The organism is Massilia sp. HP4, assembly GCF_005222695.1.
In the GTDB taxonomy this organism is placed as follows: Bacteria; Pseudomonadota; Gammaproteobacteria; order Burkholderiales; family Burkholderiaceae_D; genus Telluria.
This window is the reverse complement of sequence record NZ_STGG01000074.1, coordinates 31,363-49,455: the sequence shown is the minus strand read 5'-3', so window position 1 is coordinate 49,455 and position 18,093 is coordinate 31,363. Positions and strand designations below refer to the sequence as shown.

The 18,093-nt window shown below is 66.7% G+C and carries 20 protein-coding genes and 1 tRNA gene; 13 read left to right on the top strand and 8 right to left on the bottom strand.

Annotated features, from left to right (window positions below; genetic code table 11):
- Positions 1-11 precede the first annotated feature (11 nt).
- The 3 genes from E8M83_RS25500 to E8M83_RS25490 form a co-directional block, all read right to left on the bottom strand.
- Positions 12-98 (bottom strand) — tRNA-Leu (locus tag E8M83_RS25500).
- A 202-nt stretch (positions 99-300) separates the two neighbouring features.
- Positions 301-3,399, bottom strand: a complete 3,099-nt coding sequence (locus tag E8M83_RS25495) for an efflux RND transporter permease subunit (protein WP_137176158.1) — start codon at positions 3,397-3,399, stop codon at positions 301-303.
- Complete coding sequence (locus E8M83_RS25490; protein WP_137176157.1) at positions 3,396-4,547, bottom strand: efflux RND transporter periplasmic adaptor subunit; 1,152 nt, start codon at positions 4,545-4,547, stop codon at positions 3,396-3,398. The genes E8M83_RS25495 and E8M83_RS25490 overlap by 4 nt, the downstream gene beginning before the upstream one ends.
- Before the next feature lie 131 nt (positions 4,548-4,678).
- Here E8M83_RS25490 and hpnC point away from each other — a divergent pair, with 131 nt between their 5' ends.
- The 7 genes from hpnC (at position 4,679) to E8M83_RS25460 (ending at position 9,877) form a co-directional block, all read left to right on the top strand.
- Positions 4,679-5,488 (top strand): squalene synthase HpnC, encoded by an 810-nt coding sequence (hpnC, locus tag E8M83_RS25485; RefSeq protein WP_137176156.1) that lies wholly within the window; start codon positions 4,679-4,681, stop codon positions 5,486-5,488.
- Between the two features lie 114 nt (positions 5,489-5,602).
- Complete coding sequence (hpnD, locus tag E8M83_RS25480; RefSeq protein WP_137176155.1) at positions 5,603-6,436, top strand: presqualene diphosphate synthase HpnD; 834 nt, start codon at positions 5,603-5,605, stop codon at positions 6,434-6,436.
- Positions 6,423-7,844, top strand: a complete 1,422-nt coding sequence (hpnE, locus tag E8M83_RS25475; protein ID WP_137176154.1) for a hydroxysqualene dehydroxylase HpnE — start codon at positions 6,423-6,425, stop codon at positions 7,842-7,844. The genes hpnD and hpnE overlap by 14 nt, the downstream gene beginning before the upstream one ends.
- Before the next feature lie 31 nt (positions 7,845-7,875).
- On the top strand, positions 7,876-8,025 hold the full coding sequence (locus E8M83_RS26020) for a hypothetical protein (protein ID WP_170976924.1): 150 nt from the start codon (positions 7,876-7,878) through the stop codon (positions 8,023-8,025).
- 18 nt (positions 8,026-8,043) lie between these two features.
- Positions 8,044-8,820, top strand: a complete 777-nt coding sequence (locus E8M83_RS25470; protein ID WP_137176153.1) for a DUF1700 domain-containing protein — start codon at positions 8,044-8,046, stop codon at positions 8,818-8,820.
- A gap of 19 nt (positions 8,821-8,839) precedes the next feature.
- On the top strand, positions 8,840-9,634 hold the full coding sequence (locus E8M83_RS25465; protein WP_229491924.1) for a head GIN domain-containing protein: 795 nt from the start codon (positions 8,840-8,842) through the stop codon (positions 9,632-9,634).
- A 30-nt stretch (positions 9,635-9,664) separates the two neighbouring features.
- Positions 9,665-9,877 (top strand): hypothetical protein, encoded by a 213-nt coding sequence (locus tag E8M83_RS25460; protein WP_137176151.1) that lies wholly within the window; start codon positions 9,665-9,667, stop codon positions 9,875-9,877.
- 33 nt (positions 9,878-9,910) lie between these two features.
- Here E8M83_RS25460 and E8M83_RS25455 read toward each other — a convergent pair whose 3' ends face one another.
- Positions 9,911-11,128, bottom strand: coding sequence for a YeeE/YedE family protein (locus E8M83_RS25455; protein ID WP_137176150.1), 1,218 nt, complete (start codon positions 11,126-11,128; stop codon positions 9,911-9,913).
- A gap of 87 nt (positions 11,129-11,215) precedes the next feature.
- Here E8M83_RS25455 and arfB point away from each other — a divergent pair, with 87 nt between their 5' ends.
- Positions 11,216-11,611 (top strand): alternative ribosome rescue aminoacyl-tRNA hydrolase ArfB, encoded by a 396-nt coding sequence (gene arfB / locus E8M83_RS25450; RefSeq protein WP_137176149.1) that lies wholly within the window; start codon positions 11,216-11,218, stop codon positions 11,609-11,611.
- 3 nt (positions 11,612-11,614) lie between these two features.
- On the opposite strand, the gene E8M83_RS25445 is transcribed toward arfB, so the two are convergent.
- The 3 genes from E8M83_RS25445 to E8M83_RS25435 all read right to left on the bottom strand — a co-directional run bounded on the left by E8M83_RS25445 (position 11,615) and on the right by E8M83_RS25435 (position 14,500).
- Entirely contained in the window at positions 11,615-11,944 is a 330-nt protein-coding gene (locus E8M83_RS25445) for a hypothetical protein (protein WP_137176148.1), read from the bottom strand.
- 54 nt (positions 11,945-11,998) lie between these two features.
- Positions 11,999-13,180: a tetratricopeptide repeat protein gene (locus E8M83_RS25440; RefSeq protein WP_137176147.1), complete on the bottom strand. Its 1,182-nt coding sequence runs from the start codon at positions 13,178-13,180 to the stop codon at positions 11,999-12,001.
- Between the two features lie 63 nt (positions 13,181-13,243).
- Entirely contained in the window at positions 13,244-14,500 is a 1,257-nt protein-coding gene (locus tag E8M83_RS25435; protein WP_137176146.1) for a TIGR03862 family flavoprotein, read from the bottom strand.
- 139 nt (positions 14,501-14,639) lie between these two features.
- On the opposite strand from E8M83_RS25435, the gene E8M83_RS25430 reads away from it, so the two are divergent.
- The 5 genes from E8M83_RS25430 to dctP all read left to right on the top strand — a co-directional run bounded on the left by E8M83_RS25430 (position 14,640) and on the right by dctP (position 17,734).
- Positions 14,640-15,038 carry a hypothetical protein gene (locus tag E8M83_RS25430; protein WP_137176145.1) on the top strand — a complete coding sequence of 133 codons (399 nt, stop codon included), beginning with the start codon at positions 14,640-14,642 and terminating at the stop codon, positions 15,036-15,038.
- Positions 15,035-15,238 carry a helix-turn-helix transcriptional regulator gene (locus tag E8M83_RS25425; protein ID WP_137176144.1) on the top strand — a complete coding sequence of 68 codons (204 nt, stop codon included), beginning with the start codon at positions 15,035-15,037 and terminating at the stop codon, positions 15,236-15,238. The genes E8M83_RS25430 and E8M83_RS25425 overlap by 4 nt, the downstream gene beginning before the upstream one ends.
- Entirely contained in the window at positions 15,235-16,200 is a 966-nt protein-coding gene (locus E8M83_RS25420) for an alpha/beta fold hydrolase (RefSeq protein ID WP_137176143.1), read from the top strand. Before E8M83_RS25425 ends, E8M83_RS25420 begins: the two co-directional genes overlap by 4 nt.
- Positions 16,201-16,214: 14 nt before the next feature.
- Positions 16,215-16,433: a hypothetical protein gene (locus E8M83_RS25415; protein WP_137176142.1), complete on the top strand. Its 219-nt coding sequence runs from the start codon at positions 16,215-16,217 to the stop codon at positions 16,431-16,433.
- 260 nt (positions 16,434-16,693) lie between these two features.
- Positions 16,694-17,734, top strand: coding sequence for a TRAP transporter substrate-binding protein DctP (gene dctP, locus E8M83_RS25410; protein ID WP_137176141.1), 1,041 nt, complete (start codon positions 16,694-16,696; stop codon positions 17,732-17,734).
- A gap of 99 nt (positions 17,735-17,833) precedes the next feature.
- Here the strand turns inward: dctP and moaD are convergent, their stop codons facing one another.
- On the bottom strand, positions 17,834-18,091 hold the full coding sequence (moaD, locus tag E8M83_RS25405; protein WP_137176140.1) for a molybdopterin converting factor subunit 1: 258 nt from the start codon (positions 18,089-18,091) through the stop codon (positions 17,834-17,836).
- Positions 18,092-18,093 lie beyond the last annotated feature (2 nt).

The following is an 18,093-nucleotide window of genomic DNA, read 5'->3' as shown; positions in this document are numbered from 1 at the left end:
ATAATTATTCGTGGTGCGAGGAGGGGGACTCGAACCCCCACACCATTGCTGGCGTCAGGACCTAAACCTGGTGCGTCTACCAATTTCGCCATCCTCGCTCAGGATTGCATAATTGCCACAAAAACAAAGGACGACCGACAGTGAAACCGGCCGCCCTGCACTCCAATGTTTAGGGGCTACAACTTCAAACGATTATTTTACTGGAATTTCTGACACTATTGGGCATCATTTTTAGTGTGCGAGGTATGGCGCAATGAATATGTCAGCTCATCCATAAAGAAGGCGGCGCGGCCGCCTTCCTTACGCCTCCGGTTTCTTGACGCGGAACCACAAGGCATACAGCGCCGGCAAGAACAGCAAGGTCAACGCCGTCGCCACGATCAAGCCACCCATGATCGCCACCGCCATCGGCCCCCAGAATGTCGAGCGCGATAACGGAATCATGGCCAGCGCCGCCGCGGCCGCCGTCAGCAGGATCGGCCGGCAACGCCGCACGGCCGATTCCACGATCGCATCCCACGGATGGCTGCCGCTGGCGATGTCATGCTCGATCTGGTCCACCAGGATCACCGAGTTACGGATGATCATGCCGAACAAGGCGATCACGCCCAGGTTGGCAACGAAGCCGAACGGCCGGTCCAGGATCAGCAGCGCCATCGCCGCCCCGGCCACGCCCAGTGGCCCCGTGAGGAATACCAGCAGCGAACGCGAGAAGCTGTGCAGCTGGAGCATCAGCAAGGTGAATGTGATGAACAGCACCAGCGGCACATTGGCCATGATCGAGGCTTCGGCGTCGGCGCTGTCGGCCGCGGCGCCCTCCACCATTACACGGTAGCCGGCCGGCAGCCTTGCGCGGATCCCGGCCAGCTTCGCATCGACCTGGTCGGTCACGGTCGGCCCCTGGATACCCTCCATCACATCGGATTGCACCATGATCGCCCACTCGCGGCCCTCGCGCCAGACGACGCCCGGTTCCCATACGAACTGCACCCGCGCGACCTGGCCGATGGTGACGGCCCGTCCGCCGGCGGTCGGCACGAGGGCCTCCGACAGGCGCGTGATGGTCGAACGTTCTTCGATCGGCTGGCGCACCACCATGTCGATCAGGCGGTTCGATTCGCGGAACTGGCCGATCGGGGTGCCGGTCAGCGTGGTCTGGACGACCTGCCGCACCGATTGCGAAGTCACGCCCAGCGCGCGCAGCTTGTCCTGGTCGAGGTCCAGGCGCAGCACCTTGACCGATTCATTCCAGTTGTCGTTCAACCCGACCGTATTCGGGTTGGCGGCCATGATTTCCTTGACCTGGTCGGCGATGGTGCGCACCACGCCGATGTCCGGGCCCAGCACCTGGAACTGCACCGGATACGGCACCGGCGGCCCGTTCGGGAGAAGTTTTACGCGGCCGCGCACCTCGGGGAAGTCGGTCTTGAAGACCTCGATGATCTTCATGCGCAGGCGCTCGCGCGCGGCCGTATCGACCGGCAGCACCACCAGCTGCGAGACGTTCGACTGCGGGAAGATCTGGTCCAGCGGCAGGTAGAAGCGCGGGCTGCCGGTGCCGACGTAACTCGTCACGCTCTGCACGCCCTCCTGCCGGGCGAGAAACGCTTCGAAGCGCTTCACGACCGCCTCGTTGGCGACGAAACTCGTGCCCTCGGGCGACCACATCTCGACCATCAATTCGGGGCGGCTCGAATCCGGGAAGAACTGCTTCTCGATGAAATTGAAGCCGAACACACCCAGCGCGAACACGCCCAGGCTCAGGGCAATCGTGGTCTTGCGCCACTCGACGCAGCGGCTCACCAGGCGCCGGAAACGCTGGTAGCCGGGCGAATCGAAGACGTCGTGGTGACCGCCCTCTTGTTCACCCTTCGCCGCATGCGGCTTGACTTTCAGGAGCAGGAAGCCGATATAAGGTGTAAACGTGACAGCCACCACCCACGAGATCAGGAGCGCCAACCCGTTCACCGAGAACATCGTGAACGTGTATTCGCCGGCCGCCGATTCGGCCAGGCCGATCGGCAGGAAGCCGGCCGCCGTGATCAGGGTCCCGGTCAGCATCGGCATCGCGGTCGAGGTGTAGGCGAAGGTGGCCGCCTCGAAGCGCGACAGGCCTTCTTCCATCTTACGTACCATCATTTCGACCGCGATGATGGCATCGTCCACCAACAGGCCCAGGGCGATGATCAGGGCGCCGAGCGAGATCTTGTGCAGCGAGATGTCGAGCATGCGCATGAACAGGAAGGTGATCGCCAGCACCAGCGGGATCGACAGCGCCACCACCAGGCCAGGATAGACGTCGACCCGCCATTTCGGCTTGGTGTGCAGGCCCAGGGCCAGGAAGGACACCGCCAGCACGATCACCACCGCCTCGATCAGCACCTTGACGAACTCGCCGACCGAGGCCGTCACGGCCTGCGGCTGGTCCGCCACCCGTTCGAGCTCGATGCCGACCGGGAGCTGGGCGCGGATGCGGTCGACCGTGGCCGTCAGGCCCTCGCCCATGGTGATGATATTACCGCCCTTCTCCATCGACACGCCCAGGCCGATCACTTCCTTGCCATTGAAGCGCATCTTCTCTGCCGGCGGATCCTGGTAGCCGCGTTTCACGGTGGCGAAATCGCCCAGGCGGAAGGTGGTGCCGCCGGCGCGCAGCTGCAGGTCTTCGATCTGGCCCAGGGTGCGCAGCGCGCCCGTGACGCGCACCTGGAGATTATCGGTCGGCGTCACCAGCACGCCGCTGGCCTCGACCCCGTTCTGGGTCGCGATCTGGTTGACGATCTGCTCGAACGGCACGCCCAGCTGGGCGAATTTCTTGCTCGAGAACTCGATATAGACTTTCTCGTTCTGCACCCCGAACTGCTCGACCTTGGCCACCAGCGGCACCCGCAGCAGTTGCTGGCGCACGAAGTCGGCGTAGTCGCGCATCTCGGCATAGGTGAAGCCGTCGCCGGACAGCGCGAAGATCGACCCGTAGGTGTCGCCGAATTCGTCGTTGAAGAAGGGCCCGATCACGCCCTGCGGCAGGGTGCCGGCGATGTCGCCGATCTTCTTGCGCACCTGGTACCAGGCCGCCGGCGTCTCGGAGGGCGGCGTCGATTCGCGCAGCTCGAGGATGATGGTGGTCTCGCCCGGCTTGGAAAAACTGCGGATGGTGTGGATATACGGCGTCTCTTGCAGTTTGCGCTCGAGCGGGTCGGTCACCTGCTCGGCCATCTGCAGGGCGGTGGCGCCCGGCCACACGGCGCGCACCACCATCGCGCGGAAGGTGAACGGCGGATCCTCGTCCTGGCCCAGCTCGAAGTAACTCAGGATCCCGAACAGCATGCAGGCGGCGATCAGGAAGCGCGTGAGCGGGATGTGCTCCAGCGCCCAGCGCGACAGGTTGAAGCCTTTCATCGCTTGTCCTCGCCCGACACGAGGGCCTCGGTGTCGGCGCGGCGCGAGATGTCGGCGGTCAGGATGCGCACCTTCTGGCCGTTCCTCAGCAGGTTGACGCCGGCGGTGACGACATTCTGGCCGGCGCTAATTTGCCCACTGAGCTGCCCCGTGACCAGCACGTCATTACGTACCTGGCCCACCACCTGCACCGGCACCAGCTTGACCGCGCCGTTCTGGACGATCCAGACGCTGCTGCCGCCCTTGTGCTGCACCAGGGCAGTCAGGGGCAGGCGCAGGCCCGCCGCCCCATCGCCGCCGGTTGCCAGTTCGACGGTCGCGGTCATGCCCAGGCGCGCCTCGGCATTCTCGGGCAGCGCCACCTTGACGGTATAGGTGCGGGTGGCCGGATCGGCCATCGGCGAGACTTCGCGGATCTTGCCGGGGATGGCCTGGGCCTCGTTGGCCCACAGGCGCACGCTCACCTCGTCCCCCGCGCGCAATCGACCGACCTTGTCTTCCGGGATGCCGATCACCACTTCCTTCTCGACGGTGCGCGCCACCCGCACCACTGGAGTGCCGGGTTGCACCACCTGCCCGACTTCGGCCTCGATGGCGGTGACCACCCCATCGGCGTCGGCCGCCAGGCTCGTGTAATTGGACTGGTTCGACTGGCCGCGCAGGCCCGCGCGGGCCGCGTCGACATTGGCTTGCGCCGCCTTCAGGGCGCTCTGCTTCGTATCGAGCACCGCCTGGCTCACGAAATTCTGCTTGCGCAGGTCGACATGGCGCTTGTAGTCGGCCTGGGCCAGGTCGCGTTCGGTCTCGGCGGCGCGCAGGGTGGCGCGGGCCTGGCTTTCGGCCAGCCGCAAGTCTTGCGGATCGAGCCGCATCAGCACGTCGCCGCGCTTGACGGTGGCGCCGACGTCGACCTTGCGCTCGACGATCTTGCCGCCGACCCGGAACCCCAGCTGCGACTCGTAGCGCGGGCGCACGTCGCCCGAGAACTCAAGGCGCTCGCCGGCCGTGTCCGCGGCCAGGGTCAGCACGCGCACCGGACGGACATCCTCGGTGGGCGGAGCGGGTTTGGAACAGGCGACGAGCGCCGCGGCTGCGAGCGGCGCCAGCACGGCCAGTTTCAGGGTGCTGGAAGAAATTCGGGCAAACACGATGGCAGTCCTTTGACTAATCTGGCGGCGTCTCGAGCCGGAGCTGGCCGATGGATAGCGCCAGTTTGTAATCCAGCAATTATAATCATGCAAACACACAAATCAGACGACTTTAGAGTCATCCGTCCAAAATGGCCGTAGACCACTACGAAAACTTCCCTGTCGCCTCGATCCTGCTGCCGCGCCGCCTGGTGCCGGCGGTCGAAGCGATCTATGCCTTCGCGCGCAGCGCCGACGACCTGGCCGACGAGGGCAATGCCACACCCGAGGAAAGGCTGGCGGCGCTGGCCGCCTACGAACGCGAATTGGACCAGATCGCTGTCGGCGCCACGTCGTTAGACCCGATATTCGCCCGCCTGGCGGGCGTGGTTGCCCAGTACAAGCTGCGCTTGGACCCGATGCGCGACTTGCTGTCGGCCTTCAAGCAGGACGTCGTCACCCAGCGCTACGCCGATTATGCGAGCCTGCTCGATTATTGCCGTCGCTCGGCCGATCCGGTCGGGCGCCTGATGCTGGCGCTATACCGGGCCGACGACGAGACCAATTTGCGCGAGTCCGACGCCATCTGCAGCGCACTCCAGCTGACGAATTTTTTGCAGGACGTGGCGATCGACCTCGAAAAGGGGCGTATTTACATCCCTTTGGAAGACCTGGCCCGCTTCAATGTGAGCGAAGCGGCCCTGCGCGCCGGCACGGTCGACGCCCCGTTCCAGGCCCTGATGCGTTTCGAGGTCGAGCGCACCCGCGCGCTGATGCTGTCCGGCGCGCCGCTGGCCAAGCGCCTGCCGGGCCGCATCGGCTGGGAGCTGCGCATGATCGTCCAGGGCGGCCTGCGCATCCTGGATCGCATCGAGCATGCCGGTTACGACGTGTTCCGCCGACGCCCGGTGCTGTCAGCGCCGGACTGGCTCATGGTGGGCTGGGGTGCATTGCGGATGTGAGCAGCATCACCCCGGATTACGCCATCAATTCACACGCATCGGCTAAGATAGCGGATTGACCGCACGGCCCATCCCGGTTCAGCCGCGCCCCGACCAGCATTTCACGACGATTTCATGTCTCCAGACGAATACTGCCAGCAAAAGACCGTCCAAAGCGGCTCCAGTTTCTACTACAGCTTCCTGTTCCTCCCGCCCGAACGCCGGCGCGCGATCACGGCGCTGTACGCCTTCTGCCGCGAGGTCGACGACACCGTCGACGAAGCCACCGACGGTTCGGTGGCGCGCATCAAGCTGGCCTGGTGGCGCACCGAGGTGTCCAAGATGTACGGCGGCACCCCGACCCACCCGGTGATGCTGGCCCTGCAGCCGCACATCGCCACCTACAAGCTCGGAGAAAAACACCTGCTGGCGATCGTCGACGGCATGGAGATGGACCTCGACCAGAGCCGCTACCTCGACTACCCCGGCCTGCAGCGCTATTGCTGGCACGTGGCAGGCGTGGTCGGCATCCTGTCGGCCAGCATCTTCGGTTACACCGATCCGCAGACGCTGGCCTATGCCGAGAAGCTCGGCCTGGCGTTCCAGCTGACGAACATCATCCGCGACGTCGGGGACGATGCGCGCAAGGGCCGCATCTACCTGCCGGTGAACGAGCTGCAGCAGTTCGGCGTCACCGCCAACGACCTGCTCAAGCTCCAGCACAGCGAGAAATTCGAGGCGCTGATGCGCTTCCAGGCCGAGCGCGCGCAGGCGGTCTACGACGAAGCCCTGGCGCTGCTGCCGAAACAGGACCGGCGCGCCCAGCGCCCGGGCCTGATGATGGCCGCCATCTATCGCACCTTGCTGGACGAGATCCAGCGCGACGGCTTCCATGTGCTCAACCAGCGCATCTCGCTCACGCCGCTGCGCAAGCTGTGGCTGGCGTGGAAGACCTATGTCCGTACCTGACGGCTTGCGGGTCGCGGTCGCCGGCGGCGGCTGGGCCGGCTGCGCGGCGGCGGTCGAACTGGCGCGCCAGGGCTGCCGCGTCACCCTGTTCGAGGCTGCCCGCACCCTGGGCGGCCGCGCGCGCGGGGTCGAGGTGCGCGGCCTGGCGCTGGATAACGGCCAGCACATCCTGCTAGGCGCCTACCGCGAATCGCTGCGCCTCATGAAGCGGGTCGGCGTCGACGAGAAGGCCGCCTTCCTGCGCCTGCCGGTGCAGATGCGTTATCCGAACGTCGCCGCCGGCGGCGCCGGCATGGATTTCGCCGCGCCCCGCCTGCCCGCCCCGCTGCACCTGGCGCTGGCCCTGTTTCGCGCCAAGGGCCTGGCGCGCGCCGACAAGCTGGCCCTGGCCCGTTTCAACAGCGCCGGGCGCTGGATGGGCTGGCAGCTGGACCACGATTGCACCGTGACCGAGCTGTTGGAGCGCTTCGACCAGACCGACCGCCTGGTGCGCCTGCTATGGCGCCCGCTATGCATCGCGGCACTGAACACGGTGCCCGAGCGCGCGTCCGCCAATGTTTTCCTGGCGGTGCTGCGCGACAGCCTGGGCGCCAGCCGGCGCGCAGCCTCGGACATGCTGCTCCCGCGCCTGCCGATGGGAGCACTGTTCCCGGAGCCTGCCGGCGCCTGGCTCGAAGGCCAGGGCCATGCTGTGCACCTCGGTGTGAAGGTCGCGGCGATCGCGCGCGATGGCGATAACTGGCTGGTGCAAACCGGCGGCGATGCGTTGCCCGAGCGATTCGATGCGGTGGTCCTGGCCACGCCGGCGCCGGTAAGCGCTGCGCTGCTGGCGCCGTTGCCGGATGCCGCCGAACTGGCGGGCCAGCTGGATGCCTTGACCCACGAGCCGATCGCTACCTGCTACCTGCAGTACGCGCCCGGCACCCGCCTCGACCTGCCGTTCTACGCCCTGCTGGACGATCCCGAAGCGAATCGCTGGGGCCAGTTCGTGTTCGACCGCGCGCAGCTCGACCCGGCCCAGGACGGCCTGCTGGCGGTGGTAGTCAGCGCCGCCGGAGAAGCGGCCAACTTGCCACGCGAGCAACTGGCGGCCGCCATCGCAACGCAGTTGGCCCAGGATTTCGGACGGCCCGAACTGGGCGCCCCAGCCTGGACCCAGCTGATCAACGAGAAGCGCGCGACCTTCAGCTGCACGCCCCAATTAATGCGCCCAGGCAACATTACGCCACTTCCGGGACTGGTGCTGGCTGGCGACTATACGGCCGGCGACTACCCGGCAACGCTCGAAACGGCGGTGCGCAGCGGCCAGGCGGCGGCGACGGCCATCCGCGCCTATGGCGCCCTGCCCCGCGAAAAGCGCAGCCTGTCGCACGCCCATGGCGATGCATCCAGCGATTCCGTAAGGTAGCAGCATCAAAACACGTCTTATGGAAATGCATATGAAACCCCGTCTCGGCCTGCGCGCCGCCGCCATCCTGGTCCTGGTGCTTGCGAGCACCCTGGTGCTGGTCCAGCCGGAAGTGATCGGCGGCTCGGCGCATGCGACCGCGCTGGCGATCGGCTCCATCCCGGCCATCGGCCGTTACTAGGGCGAGGCACGGCAACCCATGGGCAAGCTGGAATACCTCGACGCGCTCAAGCGGGCCCTGATGGGCCTGCCGCCAGAGACCCAGGCCAGGACCCTGGCCTGGTACGAGCAGCGCTTCGTCGACGGCTCCGCCTCCGGACGCCTGGAGCAGGACGTGGCCGCGGAACTGGGCGACCCGCGCCAGGTCGCTGTGACCCTGCGCACCAGCGCCCACCTGGCCGATATCAAGAACAAGAAGCCGCCCGCCAATATCGCCCGCGTGATCGTGTCGGGCATCGGCCTGTTGATTTTCAATCTGTTCATGCTGATTCCGGCGGCGGTGTTCGCGTCGCTCCTGATGTCGCTCTACCTGTCGGCCTTCGGCGTCTATGTCTCGGGCATCGCGGTGACCGCGAGCGGGCTGGCCGGCTCCAATGAATTGATCCTGAGCGCGCCGCTGACCCGCATGGTGGTCGGCAATGACGGCGAGGCGGTCGAGTCGCAAACCCGTGTCTCGATCGGCTCGAATGGCATCCAGGTGTTCGACGAGCCTGCGCCCGGCGCCGACGAAGCCGATCCCGACGCCCGCGCCGACCAGCGCTCGCGCGTCCTGCGTGGCGCCGAGGCGGTGGCCGAACGCAAGATCCAGATCACGACCGAATTGGACCCCGGTTCGCGTACGACGCAGGTGGCCTTCGGCGCCGCGCTGATCCTGGGCGGCATCGCGCTCTTTTTGCTGTCCATCGTCCTGACCAGGTACACGCTGCTGGGCATCCGCCGCTACGTGAACATGAACCTGTCGCTGCTGAAGGGTTAAGGACACCATGCGCGCCTTGATGAGAATCGGATTCGCCTTGCTGGTGCTGGCCGCCGTGCTGGTCGCGCTCAGCTACAGCATGCTGCGCGCCACCGGCACCACCAGCGCCGCCGAGCGGCGCGCGGTAGCGCAGGACAGCCGCAGCGTGCCGTCCGGCGTCGAGATCGTCGAAGTCGACGGCCCGATCGACCTGAACCTGCGCTACGGCGCTACGCCCTCGCTGCAAGTGAGCGGCGAGCAGCGCATGCTGGGCAATGTCGAGGTGACCGGCGACGGCAATGTGCTGCGCATCGGCATCCGCGGCATGGTGCTGCGCCATCGCGAACCGCTGGTGGTCGACCTGACCTTGCCGGCGTTGACGGCAATCCGCATCGACGGCAGCGGCGACAGCAGCATCAATGGCTTCTCGGGCGACGAGATCGCCGTGCAACTCAACGGTTCGGGCAGCGTGCGCTTCAATGGACGCTTCCGCAATGCCAGGGTGGGCCTCGCCGGCAGCGGCGACCTGGACGTGAACGGCGGCGCCGCCATCGACCGCGTCGAGACGATCCTGATGGGATCGGGCCGCATCACCGTGGTCGGCACCGCGCGCGAGCTCGATGCCAGCACCACCGGCTCGGGCCACCTCGACGCCGAACACCTGCGCGCCGACGAGGTAACCGTGAGCCAGAGCGGCTCGGGCGACAGCGCGGTGCAGGCACGCAGCAAGGTCAAGGTATCGCTCAGCGGCAGCGGTGATGTCGAGGTGTATGGAAATCCGGCGGAGCGTAGTACCAGCCGGGCGGGTAGCGGCAGCGTGAGCTATCACGAGTAGCTGGCTGGGCGAAGGCATAAGAATCCCGATATGAAATTCAATATCTACGGTCGTTTTCAAATCGAGGTTCAGCGCGAGAACGGGGCCTGGGTCGCGTATCGCCTTGATCCGGGCAAGCGCGGCCAGCTGGATGAACTGGTCATTCCGTCCGAGCTGGAGACCCACGATATCGCCACTTATCTCGACGATATTTATCACGAGTACGCGGGCTTCGGCCAGAATGTCGAACGCATAGGAAACTGACCAGGCAACCCCGCGTCCCGCATATTCAGCGCACTAGCAGGCGGTCGGCTTCAGGCGCTCCACCTCCAGCCCGAACATAGGGCGCAGGCGGGTACCCACCACATTGCCGATAAACGCCACTACCAGCCACAGCCAACCGTGCAGGCTGCCCGAAACGATGCCACTGAAATAGGCGCCGATATTGCAGCCATAAGCCAAACGCGCGCCATAACCAAGCAGCAGGCCGCCGACCACCGCCGCGACCAGCGAACGCAGTGGCAGCTTCCACACCGGCGCATAGCGGCCGGCCAGCGCCGCCGCCAGCATCGCGCCGAGCACGATGCCGATGTCCATCACCGACGTCACGTCTTGCGAGACCGGGGCCGCCAGCGCCGCGGCGTTGGCCTTGGTCGACCAATAGGCCCAGCCCGCGGTATCGATGCCGATCACGGAAGCCGCCTTGGCGCCCCACAGCGCGAATGCCGACGTCACGCCCCACGGCCGGCCGGACAAGGCCAGCGTGGCGAAGTTGAGCACGACCAGCGCCAGCGCACCGGCTACCAGCGGCCATGGACCATGCAGCCAGCGCGAACCGCCCTTCGGCTGCACGTGCGCCGCGACCAGCCGGCCATGGCGGCGCTTCTCGACGACGATGGTGACCGCTGCGATAAGCGCGAACACGATCCAGTTCAGCGCCAGCGCCGGGGCCAGCCCCAGTTCCTTGACCGCCGATAACGGCGCCAGTTGCGGCATCGACGTCCAGAACGGCATGTGCGCGGTGCCGATCAGCGAACCGAGGATAAAGAAGACCAGGGTGACGATCATGCGCGTGCTGCCGCCGCCAACCGTGTACAGGGTGCCGGAAGCGCAACCGCCGCCCAGCTGCATGCCGATGCCGAAGATGAAGGCGCCGACGATCACCGAAGTGCCGGCCGGCTGCACCAGCCCGGTCACCGGATTGCCGAACAGCGTGCCGCTGGCGAGCGGCGGGAAGAACAGCGCCACGCCGACGGCCAGCATCAGCATTTGCGCGCGCAGGCCGGCGCCGCGGCCGTCGGCAATAAAGACGCGCCAGGCCGAGGTGAAGCCGAATGCAGCGTGGTACAGCGCGACGCCGAGCAGCGCGCCGACCACGTAGAGCGCGGCCTGGCGCGGGCCGACGACCTGCGCCAGGTACCAGGCGCCAAGGACGATGAGTACGCTGGCGACACCGAAGGGCCGCAGGTTGATATCGGCGCGTCGTGCGCCAGATAATGTTGCTGAAGTGGTCATGTCAAATCCATGAAAATGAGGCGGAACCCGCTATTTTCTAATATCTTAGCGTTTCGTGCTGGATGCAGGCCGGTTTACAATGGTGGCATGGCAGTCATCAATCCTATCGAAGTCGAGTTCAGCGCCATCCGGGCCCAGGGTCCGGGTGGACAGAACGTCAATAAAGTCTCGTGCGCCGTGCATGCGCGTTTCGATATCGCGGCTTCTTCGCTCCCGCAGCCCGTGAAGGAACGCCTGCTCGCATCGCGCGACGCGCGCATCAGCCAGGGAGGCGTGCTGGTACTGAAGGCGCAGCAGTCGCGCAGCCTGGAACAGAACAAGGAAGACGCCCTGCGCCGCCTGCAGGAACTGGTCGACAAGGCCTCGATCGTGCCAGTCACGCGCCGCGCGACCCGGCCGACGCGCGGCTCGCAGTTGCGGCGCCTCGACGCCAAGACGCGCAGCGGCCAGATCAAGGCCCTGCGGGGCAAGGTCAGCGACTAGTCTTCATTGCGACAGCGACGCGAACCAGTCGGCGTAAGGCGTATCGGCCACCATCCTCCGATTGACATCCGGCGCGCCATCGGTCCACCACACCGGACCGCGTTCGCCCAGCGCGTGCTTGGCGTCGTCGACCGCCTTGCGCGCGGCGCGCTCGGCCTTGCCGTCGCGCGCCCTCAACGCTGCGGCAACTTCCCGGCGCGCCTTCATGAGCGCATCGACCAGCCGCTGGCGCTCCTCAGGCGCCAGGCCGGGATTGCTGGTGCGCCAGAGGCGGCCCTTGACCACGAAATAGCGTCCGTCAGGGGTGGCAGGATAGTTGTCAGGGGAAGGCATCGCCGCACTATACCGAAGGCCGGCAAGCGCAGCCGTTCGCTTCGACTCGCGGCCTCAGGGCTGCAGGCCGTAGCGATCGATGAATCCTTTCACGCCGCCTGGATTGGCCGCCAGCCACGCCTCGAACGCCGGGCGGTACGGCTGGCGGAACATGAGCAGCAGGATTGCCGGTTCCAGCTGTCCATCCCTGGCCAGCGCCTGCATCTGCAGCAAGGCGGGGTCGCTCACGGATTGGCCACCGGACGCGGCAATGTCATCCATGACCTTCAATGCAGTACGCCATGCTTCCAGCTCGATGTCATATGGCGACCTGGTATTGCCCGTATCGGCTTGGCGGGCATTGAGCTCGCTCATCGCCAGCATCAGCCGGATGGCATGGTTCGGGGTATCTTTCGCCTCCGCGGTCGCCTGGTCGATATTGATCGTGAATTTGCCGTCCGCGCCCTGCGCCACGCGCGCGCCACGCTTGAACGCCAGCGGCTTCAGTGGCAGGCCGGCGGCAGCGCGCAAGCGGGCGAGCTTGCCCCAGCTCGGACGCTGCGAAGGATCGGCCGCGATCGATGAATACAGCGCCGCTTCGGCCGCGGCGCGCTGGCCTTGCGCCAGCAGCGCATCGGACAGGAAGCGCCACGCTTGCGCATTCTTCGGCTCGATCTCGGTCGCGCGCCGGAACAGCCGCTCTGCACGCGCCCAGTCGCCGACCATGAAATAGGAATCGCCGACGCCCACCCAGGCGCTTGATGCCTTCGGGTCGGCTTCCATCGCCGCTTCGTACCTGGCGCGCGATTCCTGCGGCTTGCGTTGCGCGAACAGCGCCGCGCCTTCCGCCAGCAGCTTGGCGGCCCTGGCATTGGGCGTGTGCAGCGGAGACAGTCCGTCATCGTCCAGCATGCGCAAGACTTCGTGCGCAATCGGGTCGTCCGATGCCAGCGTGGTCGCACGCTCGGCCAATGCGCGCGCCATCTCGCGCACCTGCCCGGCCTTGTCCTTCGGGGCCGCGCTCGAGAGCTTGAACAGCAGGCCTGCCTGAAGCGACAGCGGCAGCGAAGCCAGTGGATCGGCCTGTTCCGCGGCCTTGTATTTATCCAGCGCCTCCTGGTATCTGTCCTGCCCTTCGAGCACGTGCGCTTCGCGCACCAGCGTGTGGCATGGCTCGCCGCACTGCATGGCGGCCGATGCCGCCGGATTGACGAGCGCGAGCAGTGCGGCAACTGTGAATACACGAATCGTTTTCATGGGACGGCCAGGCGACAAAAGCCCATGTTACCGCGTCGCCTGGCCTCCATTGCTCTCGGAATGTCACGCAGGCGCGCTAGCCGGCGCGAGCCAGTGCAGCGCGTCGCGGGCCGCCGCACGGCCACTGGCAAAACAGGCGGTCAGCAGATAACCGCCGGTCGGCGCTTCCCAGTCGACCATCTCGCCCGCCACGAAGGTGCCCGGCAGCGCGGCCAGCATGCTGGTCTGGTTCGCCAGCGCATCGAAGCGCACGCCGCCGGCGCTGCTGATCGCCTCGTCGATCGGCCGCGCGCGCAGCAAGGTGAGCGGCAGGCGCTTGATGCCCGCGGCCAGGCGCCCGGGGTCGGCATAGTCGTCGCGCGACAGGCATTCGTGCAGCAACCCCGCCTTGACACCCTTGATCCCGAGCCGGCTTTGCAAGTGGCTCGACATCGAGCGCGAGCCACGCGGCCGCGTCACTTCATCGAACACCCGCTCGGCGTCATGGTCGGGCGCCAGGTCGAGCCAGAGAGTGGCGCTGCCAGCCTGTGCGATCGCATCGCGCAGCGGCGCCGACAGCGCATACACCAGGCTGCCCTCGATGCCGCCCTGCGTGATGACGAACTGGCCCTTGCGCCAGGCGATCTTGCCGTCCTGGTCCTGGCAGCCGGCTGCGACCGTGATCAGCGGCGCACCCGCATGGCGGCTGCTGAAATGCGCGCTCCAGCCGACGTCGAAGCCGCAGTTGGCGGGCGCCAGCGGGGCCAGCGCGACGCCGCGCTCGGCCAGCAAGGGCACCCAGGCGCCGTCCGAACCGAGGCGCGCCCAGCTGGCCCCGCCCAGCGCCAGGATCGTGGCGTCGGCCTCGACCAGCCGATCGCCGTCCGGCGTGGCCATGCGCAGCTGGCCGTCCTGCCAGCCGAGCCAGCGATGGCGCATATGCAAGCGCACGCCGGCCTCGCGCAGGCGGTGCAGCCAGGCGCGCAGCAGCGGCGCCGCCTTCATCTCGCGCGGGAACACGCGGCCCGAGGTGCCGACGAAGGTCTCGATGCCGAGTTCGTGGATCCAGGCGCGCACCGCGTCGGCGTCGAACGCCGCCAGCCAGCGCGCCACCTGGTCTTGCCGGGCGCCGTAGCGCTGCACGAAGCCGGGATAGGGTTCGGAATGGGTGATATTCATGCCGCCCTTCCCCGCCAGCAGGAATTTGCGGCCCACGCTCGCCATCGCATCGTAGACGTCGACCTGCACGCCACCTGCCGCCAGCACCTCGGCGGCCATCAGCCCGGCGGGGCCGCCGCCGATCACGGCGACGCGCTTTGGAGTTTGGATCGGCTGGGTCATGGCAGGACGAAGTGCGCGGATTGAAGGACCAGCATTGTAGTCGAGTTTGGCCCTTGGACTACCATGTAAAGGATGCTTGACATCGCGCCGGGAGTAGCCTACGATGTAAAGCATCCTTTACTACATGAAGAGGCGGGACATGAAAGCAACCATGCACGAAAAACGGGTCGGCAAGGCTTATCTGCGCGAACTGGGCATCTCGTTCGCCGTGTACGCCATCTTGCTGGTGGCGACCATCCGCTACGGCCGTGCGATGGATGACGGCGTGCTGCGCACCGTGGTCCTGCTGTCGCCGATGCTCGGCTTTTGCCTGATGTTGTGGGCCATCGCCCGCCACCTGAACCGGGTCGACGAATACCTGCGGCGCTACCTGCTCGAATCGTTCGCGCTGGCCGCGGCGCTCACTGCCGGCCTGACCTTCAGCTACGGCTTCCTCGAAACCGCCGGCTATCCGCGCCTGTCGATGTTCGCGGTGTGGATGGTGCTGGGCGCGTGCACCGCCCTGGTGTGCGTGGTGCGGGCGCTGCGTCAGCGATGAAGAACCACATCCGCGAACTGCGCACCAGGCAGGGCTGGAGCCAGGCCGACCTGGCCGAGCGCCTCGACGTCTCGCGCCAGACCGTCAACGCCATCGAGACCGGCCGCTACGACCCCAGCCTGCCGCTCGCCTTCGCCATCTCACGGCTGTTCGGCCTGCCGGTCGAAGCCATCTTCTCACCCGACCAGGAAACCGCATGAAAAAATCCGCCCTGTTGTTCGCAATGGCCGCACTGGCCGCCAGCGCCGCCTCCATCGCACACGCCCATGCACAAGCGCCGGCGCAAGCCGCGCCGGCCGCCAATCGCTTCGCCGCCACCATCGAGCCGGCCGAACGCTTCGAATCCGGCGCGCTGCTGGTCGAGCGTCACGGCAGCCGCGGCCGGCCCGTGATCCTGGTGCCCGGCCTGGCCAGCGGCCCCTGGGTGTGGCAAGAGGTGATCCGCCAGTTCAAGGACGAGTTCACGCTGTACGTGGTCACGCTGCCCGGCTTCGACGGCCACCCGGCCCCGGCCGCATCCCCCGACTGGGCGCCGTTCGAAGACGCGCGCGCCGCATTGCGCGGCCTGATCGCCGGGCGCAAGCTCGACAAGCCGGTCATCGTCGGCCACAGCCTGGGCGGCACGCTGGCCTATGCGGTGGCCCAGGACCTCGGCAACGGCATCGGCGGCGTGGTGGCGCTGGACGGCCTGCCGGTCTTCCCCGGCACCGAGAACATGCCGCCGCAACAGCGCCCGCAGGCCGCGCTCAATGTGCGCACCCGCATGGCGACCAGCCGGCCGGACGCCTACGCCGCCGAGCAGCGCCAGTACATGCGCGGCCAGGGCGTGCTCGATATCGGCAAGGCCGACGACATCACACCGTTGCTGCTGCGCAGCGACCGCGAGGCGGTCGGGGCCTACGTGGCCGACCTGCTGGCGCTCGACCTGCGCCCCGGCCTGACGACAATCAGCGCCCCGGTGCTGGTCGTGGCGCCGTTTTACCAGTACGATGCAGCTCAGGATGCGCTGACGGTGAACGACAAGGTCGAGCACTACCGGATGCTGGTCGAGGCAATCCCCTCGGTCGAGGTGGTGCCGATCGCGCCGTCGCGCCACTTCATGATGATCGACCAGCCGCTGGCGCTGGCCGGCATCCTGCGCCGTTATCTTGACCGTCGTTGAAAGGAGTCGTCCCCATGCGTCCTGCGTCACCGTCCTACCTGCACTGGATCGGCCAATACCTGCTGGCCGCCGGCACCATGTTCCTGCTGCTGTGCGCAATCGACCTGATGCGCGGCGACAGCCTGGCCGAGACCTGGGGCCCGACCCTGGCCTGGTCGCTGGCCGCGGCCGCCATTTTCGTGGCCGCGCGCTGGCGCTCTGCCAGCCAGGCCATTACCGACAAGGCGCGCTGAGCCGACCATTCTCCAATACGGATCAAGATGTGCGTTGCCGGTCCGCGTAATACTGCCGGGCTGGCATGGGCATACTCCCGCGACTATGCCTTTGTCATAGCTGCAATATTCCGCTTGACATGCGGTGTAGCAGGAATATTCTTGTACACGCCAATGTGAACGATGGCGCCCGCCAGTGTCCCGAATCAGAAGTTCAGGACACTGGACGAGGTCAGCCACGATTCATACGGTAGTCCGTTACAACATCTTGGAGGATGTATATGTCGGTAATCAACAGGTCGTTCACGACCCGCAGGGCAATGCTGGGCGCGATCGCAACCAGCCCGCTATGGATGCAGTCCGCCTGGGCTCAACCGAAGAACCTGAATATCTCGCACCAGTTCCCCGGCGGTAGTATCGCCCAGGGCGACTTCCGCGACCGCCTGTGCCGCATGTTCGCGGCCGAGGTCGAGAAGCGCACGCGCGGCGGCATGAAGTTTTCCATCCATCCCGGATCGTCCCTGATGCAGCCGAACGCCCAGTTCGGCGCACTCAAGAGCGGCTCGCTCGACATGGCCCTGGTGCCGCTGTCGTATGCGGGCAGCGAGGCGCCCGAGGCGAATATCGGCCTGATGCCGGCGCTGGTCACATCCTATGAACAAGGCTATGGCTGGAAGAACGCCCCGGTCGGGCGCGAGCTGACGCGCATCCTGGGCGAACAGGGCCTGGTGATCGTCAGCTGGATCTGGCAGGCTGGCGGCGTCGCCTCGCGCGGCGCTCCGATCGTCACGCCCGAGGACGTGCGCGGCCTGAAGGTGCGCGGCGGCTCGCGCGAGATGGACATGCTGCTGCAGGATGCCGGTGCGACCGTCGTCAGCCTGCCGTCGAACGAGATCCACAACGCGATGCGCAGCGGCGCCCTCGATGCGGCGCTGACCTCGTCGACCTCGCTGATCTCGTTCCGCCTGCAAGAGACGGCGCGCTCGCTGACCACGGCGCGCGGCGGCTCCTACTGGTTCATGTTCGAGCCGCTGCTGATGTCGCGCACCGTGTTCGAGCGCCTGAGCAAACCGCAGCAGGAAGCCATCCTCAAGGTCGGTTCAGACCTGGAGCAGTTCGCGATGAAGATGGCGCGCATCGACGATGCGGCCGTGGTGTCGGTCTACCGCGGCGTCGGCGCGCGGGTGGTCGACCTCGATCCCGAGGCGCTGCGCGGCTGGCAATCGGTCGCGCGCAATACGGCGTGGAAGGATTTCGCGGCGCGTAACGATAATTGCGCGAAGTTGATGGCCCTGGCCGAGCAGTCGATCGCGGCCTTGTGATGGGTCGTGGCGACGCAGGCGTTGGTTGAACGCGTCGGCGGCATAGCCGCCGACCCTACGTAGGGTCGGCGGGTTCTCCCACCGACGCGTCCAACCGGCTCAACCGCCGGTCACCGGCGGGAAGAACGCCACTTCGGCGCCTTCTTCCACCTGTGTGTCGCCATCGCACATCACGTGCTTGTGGGCCATGCGCACCGCACGTTCCGGCGCGAGCGCCTCGGCCCACGCGCCGCCGCGCTCGCGCAGCAGTTCGCGCACGCCGCCCACCGTCGTCACGTCTGGCGGCAAGTTCACCTGCTCCTGCCCCGTCCCCACCGCCTCGCGCAGCGCGGCGAAGTATTTCAAGCTGATCTTCATGA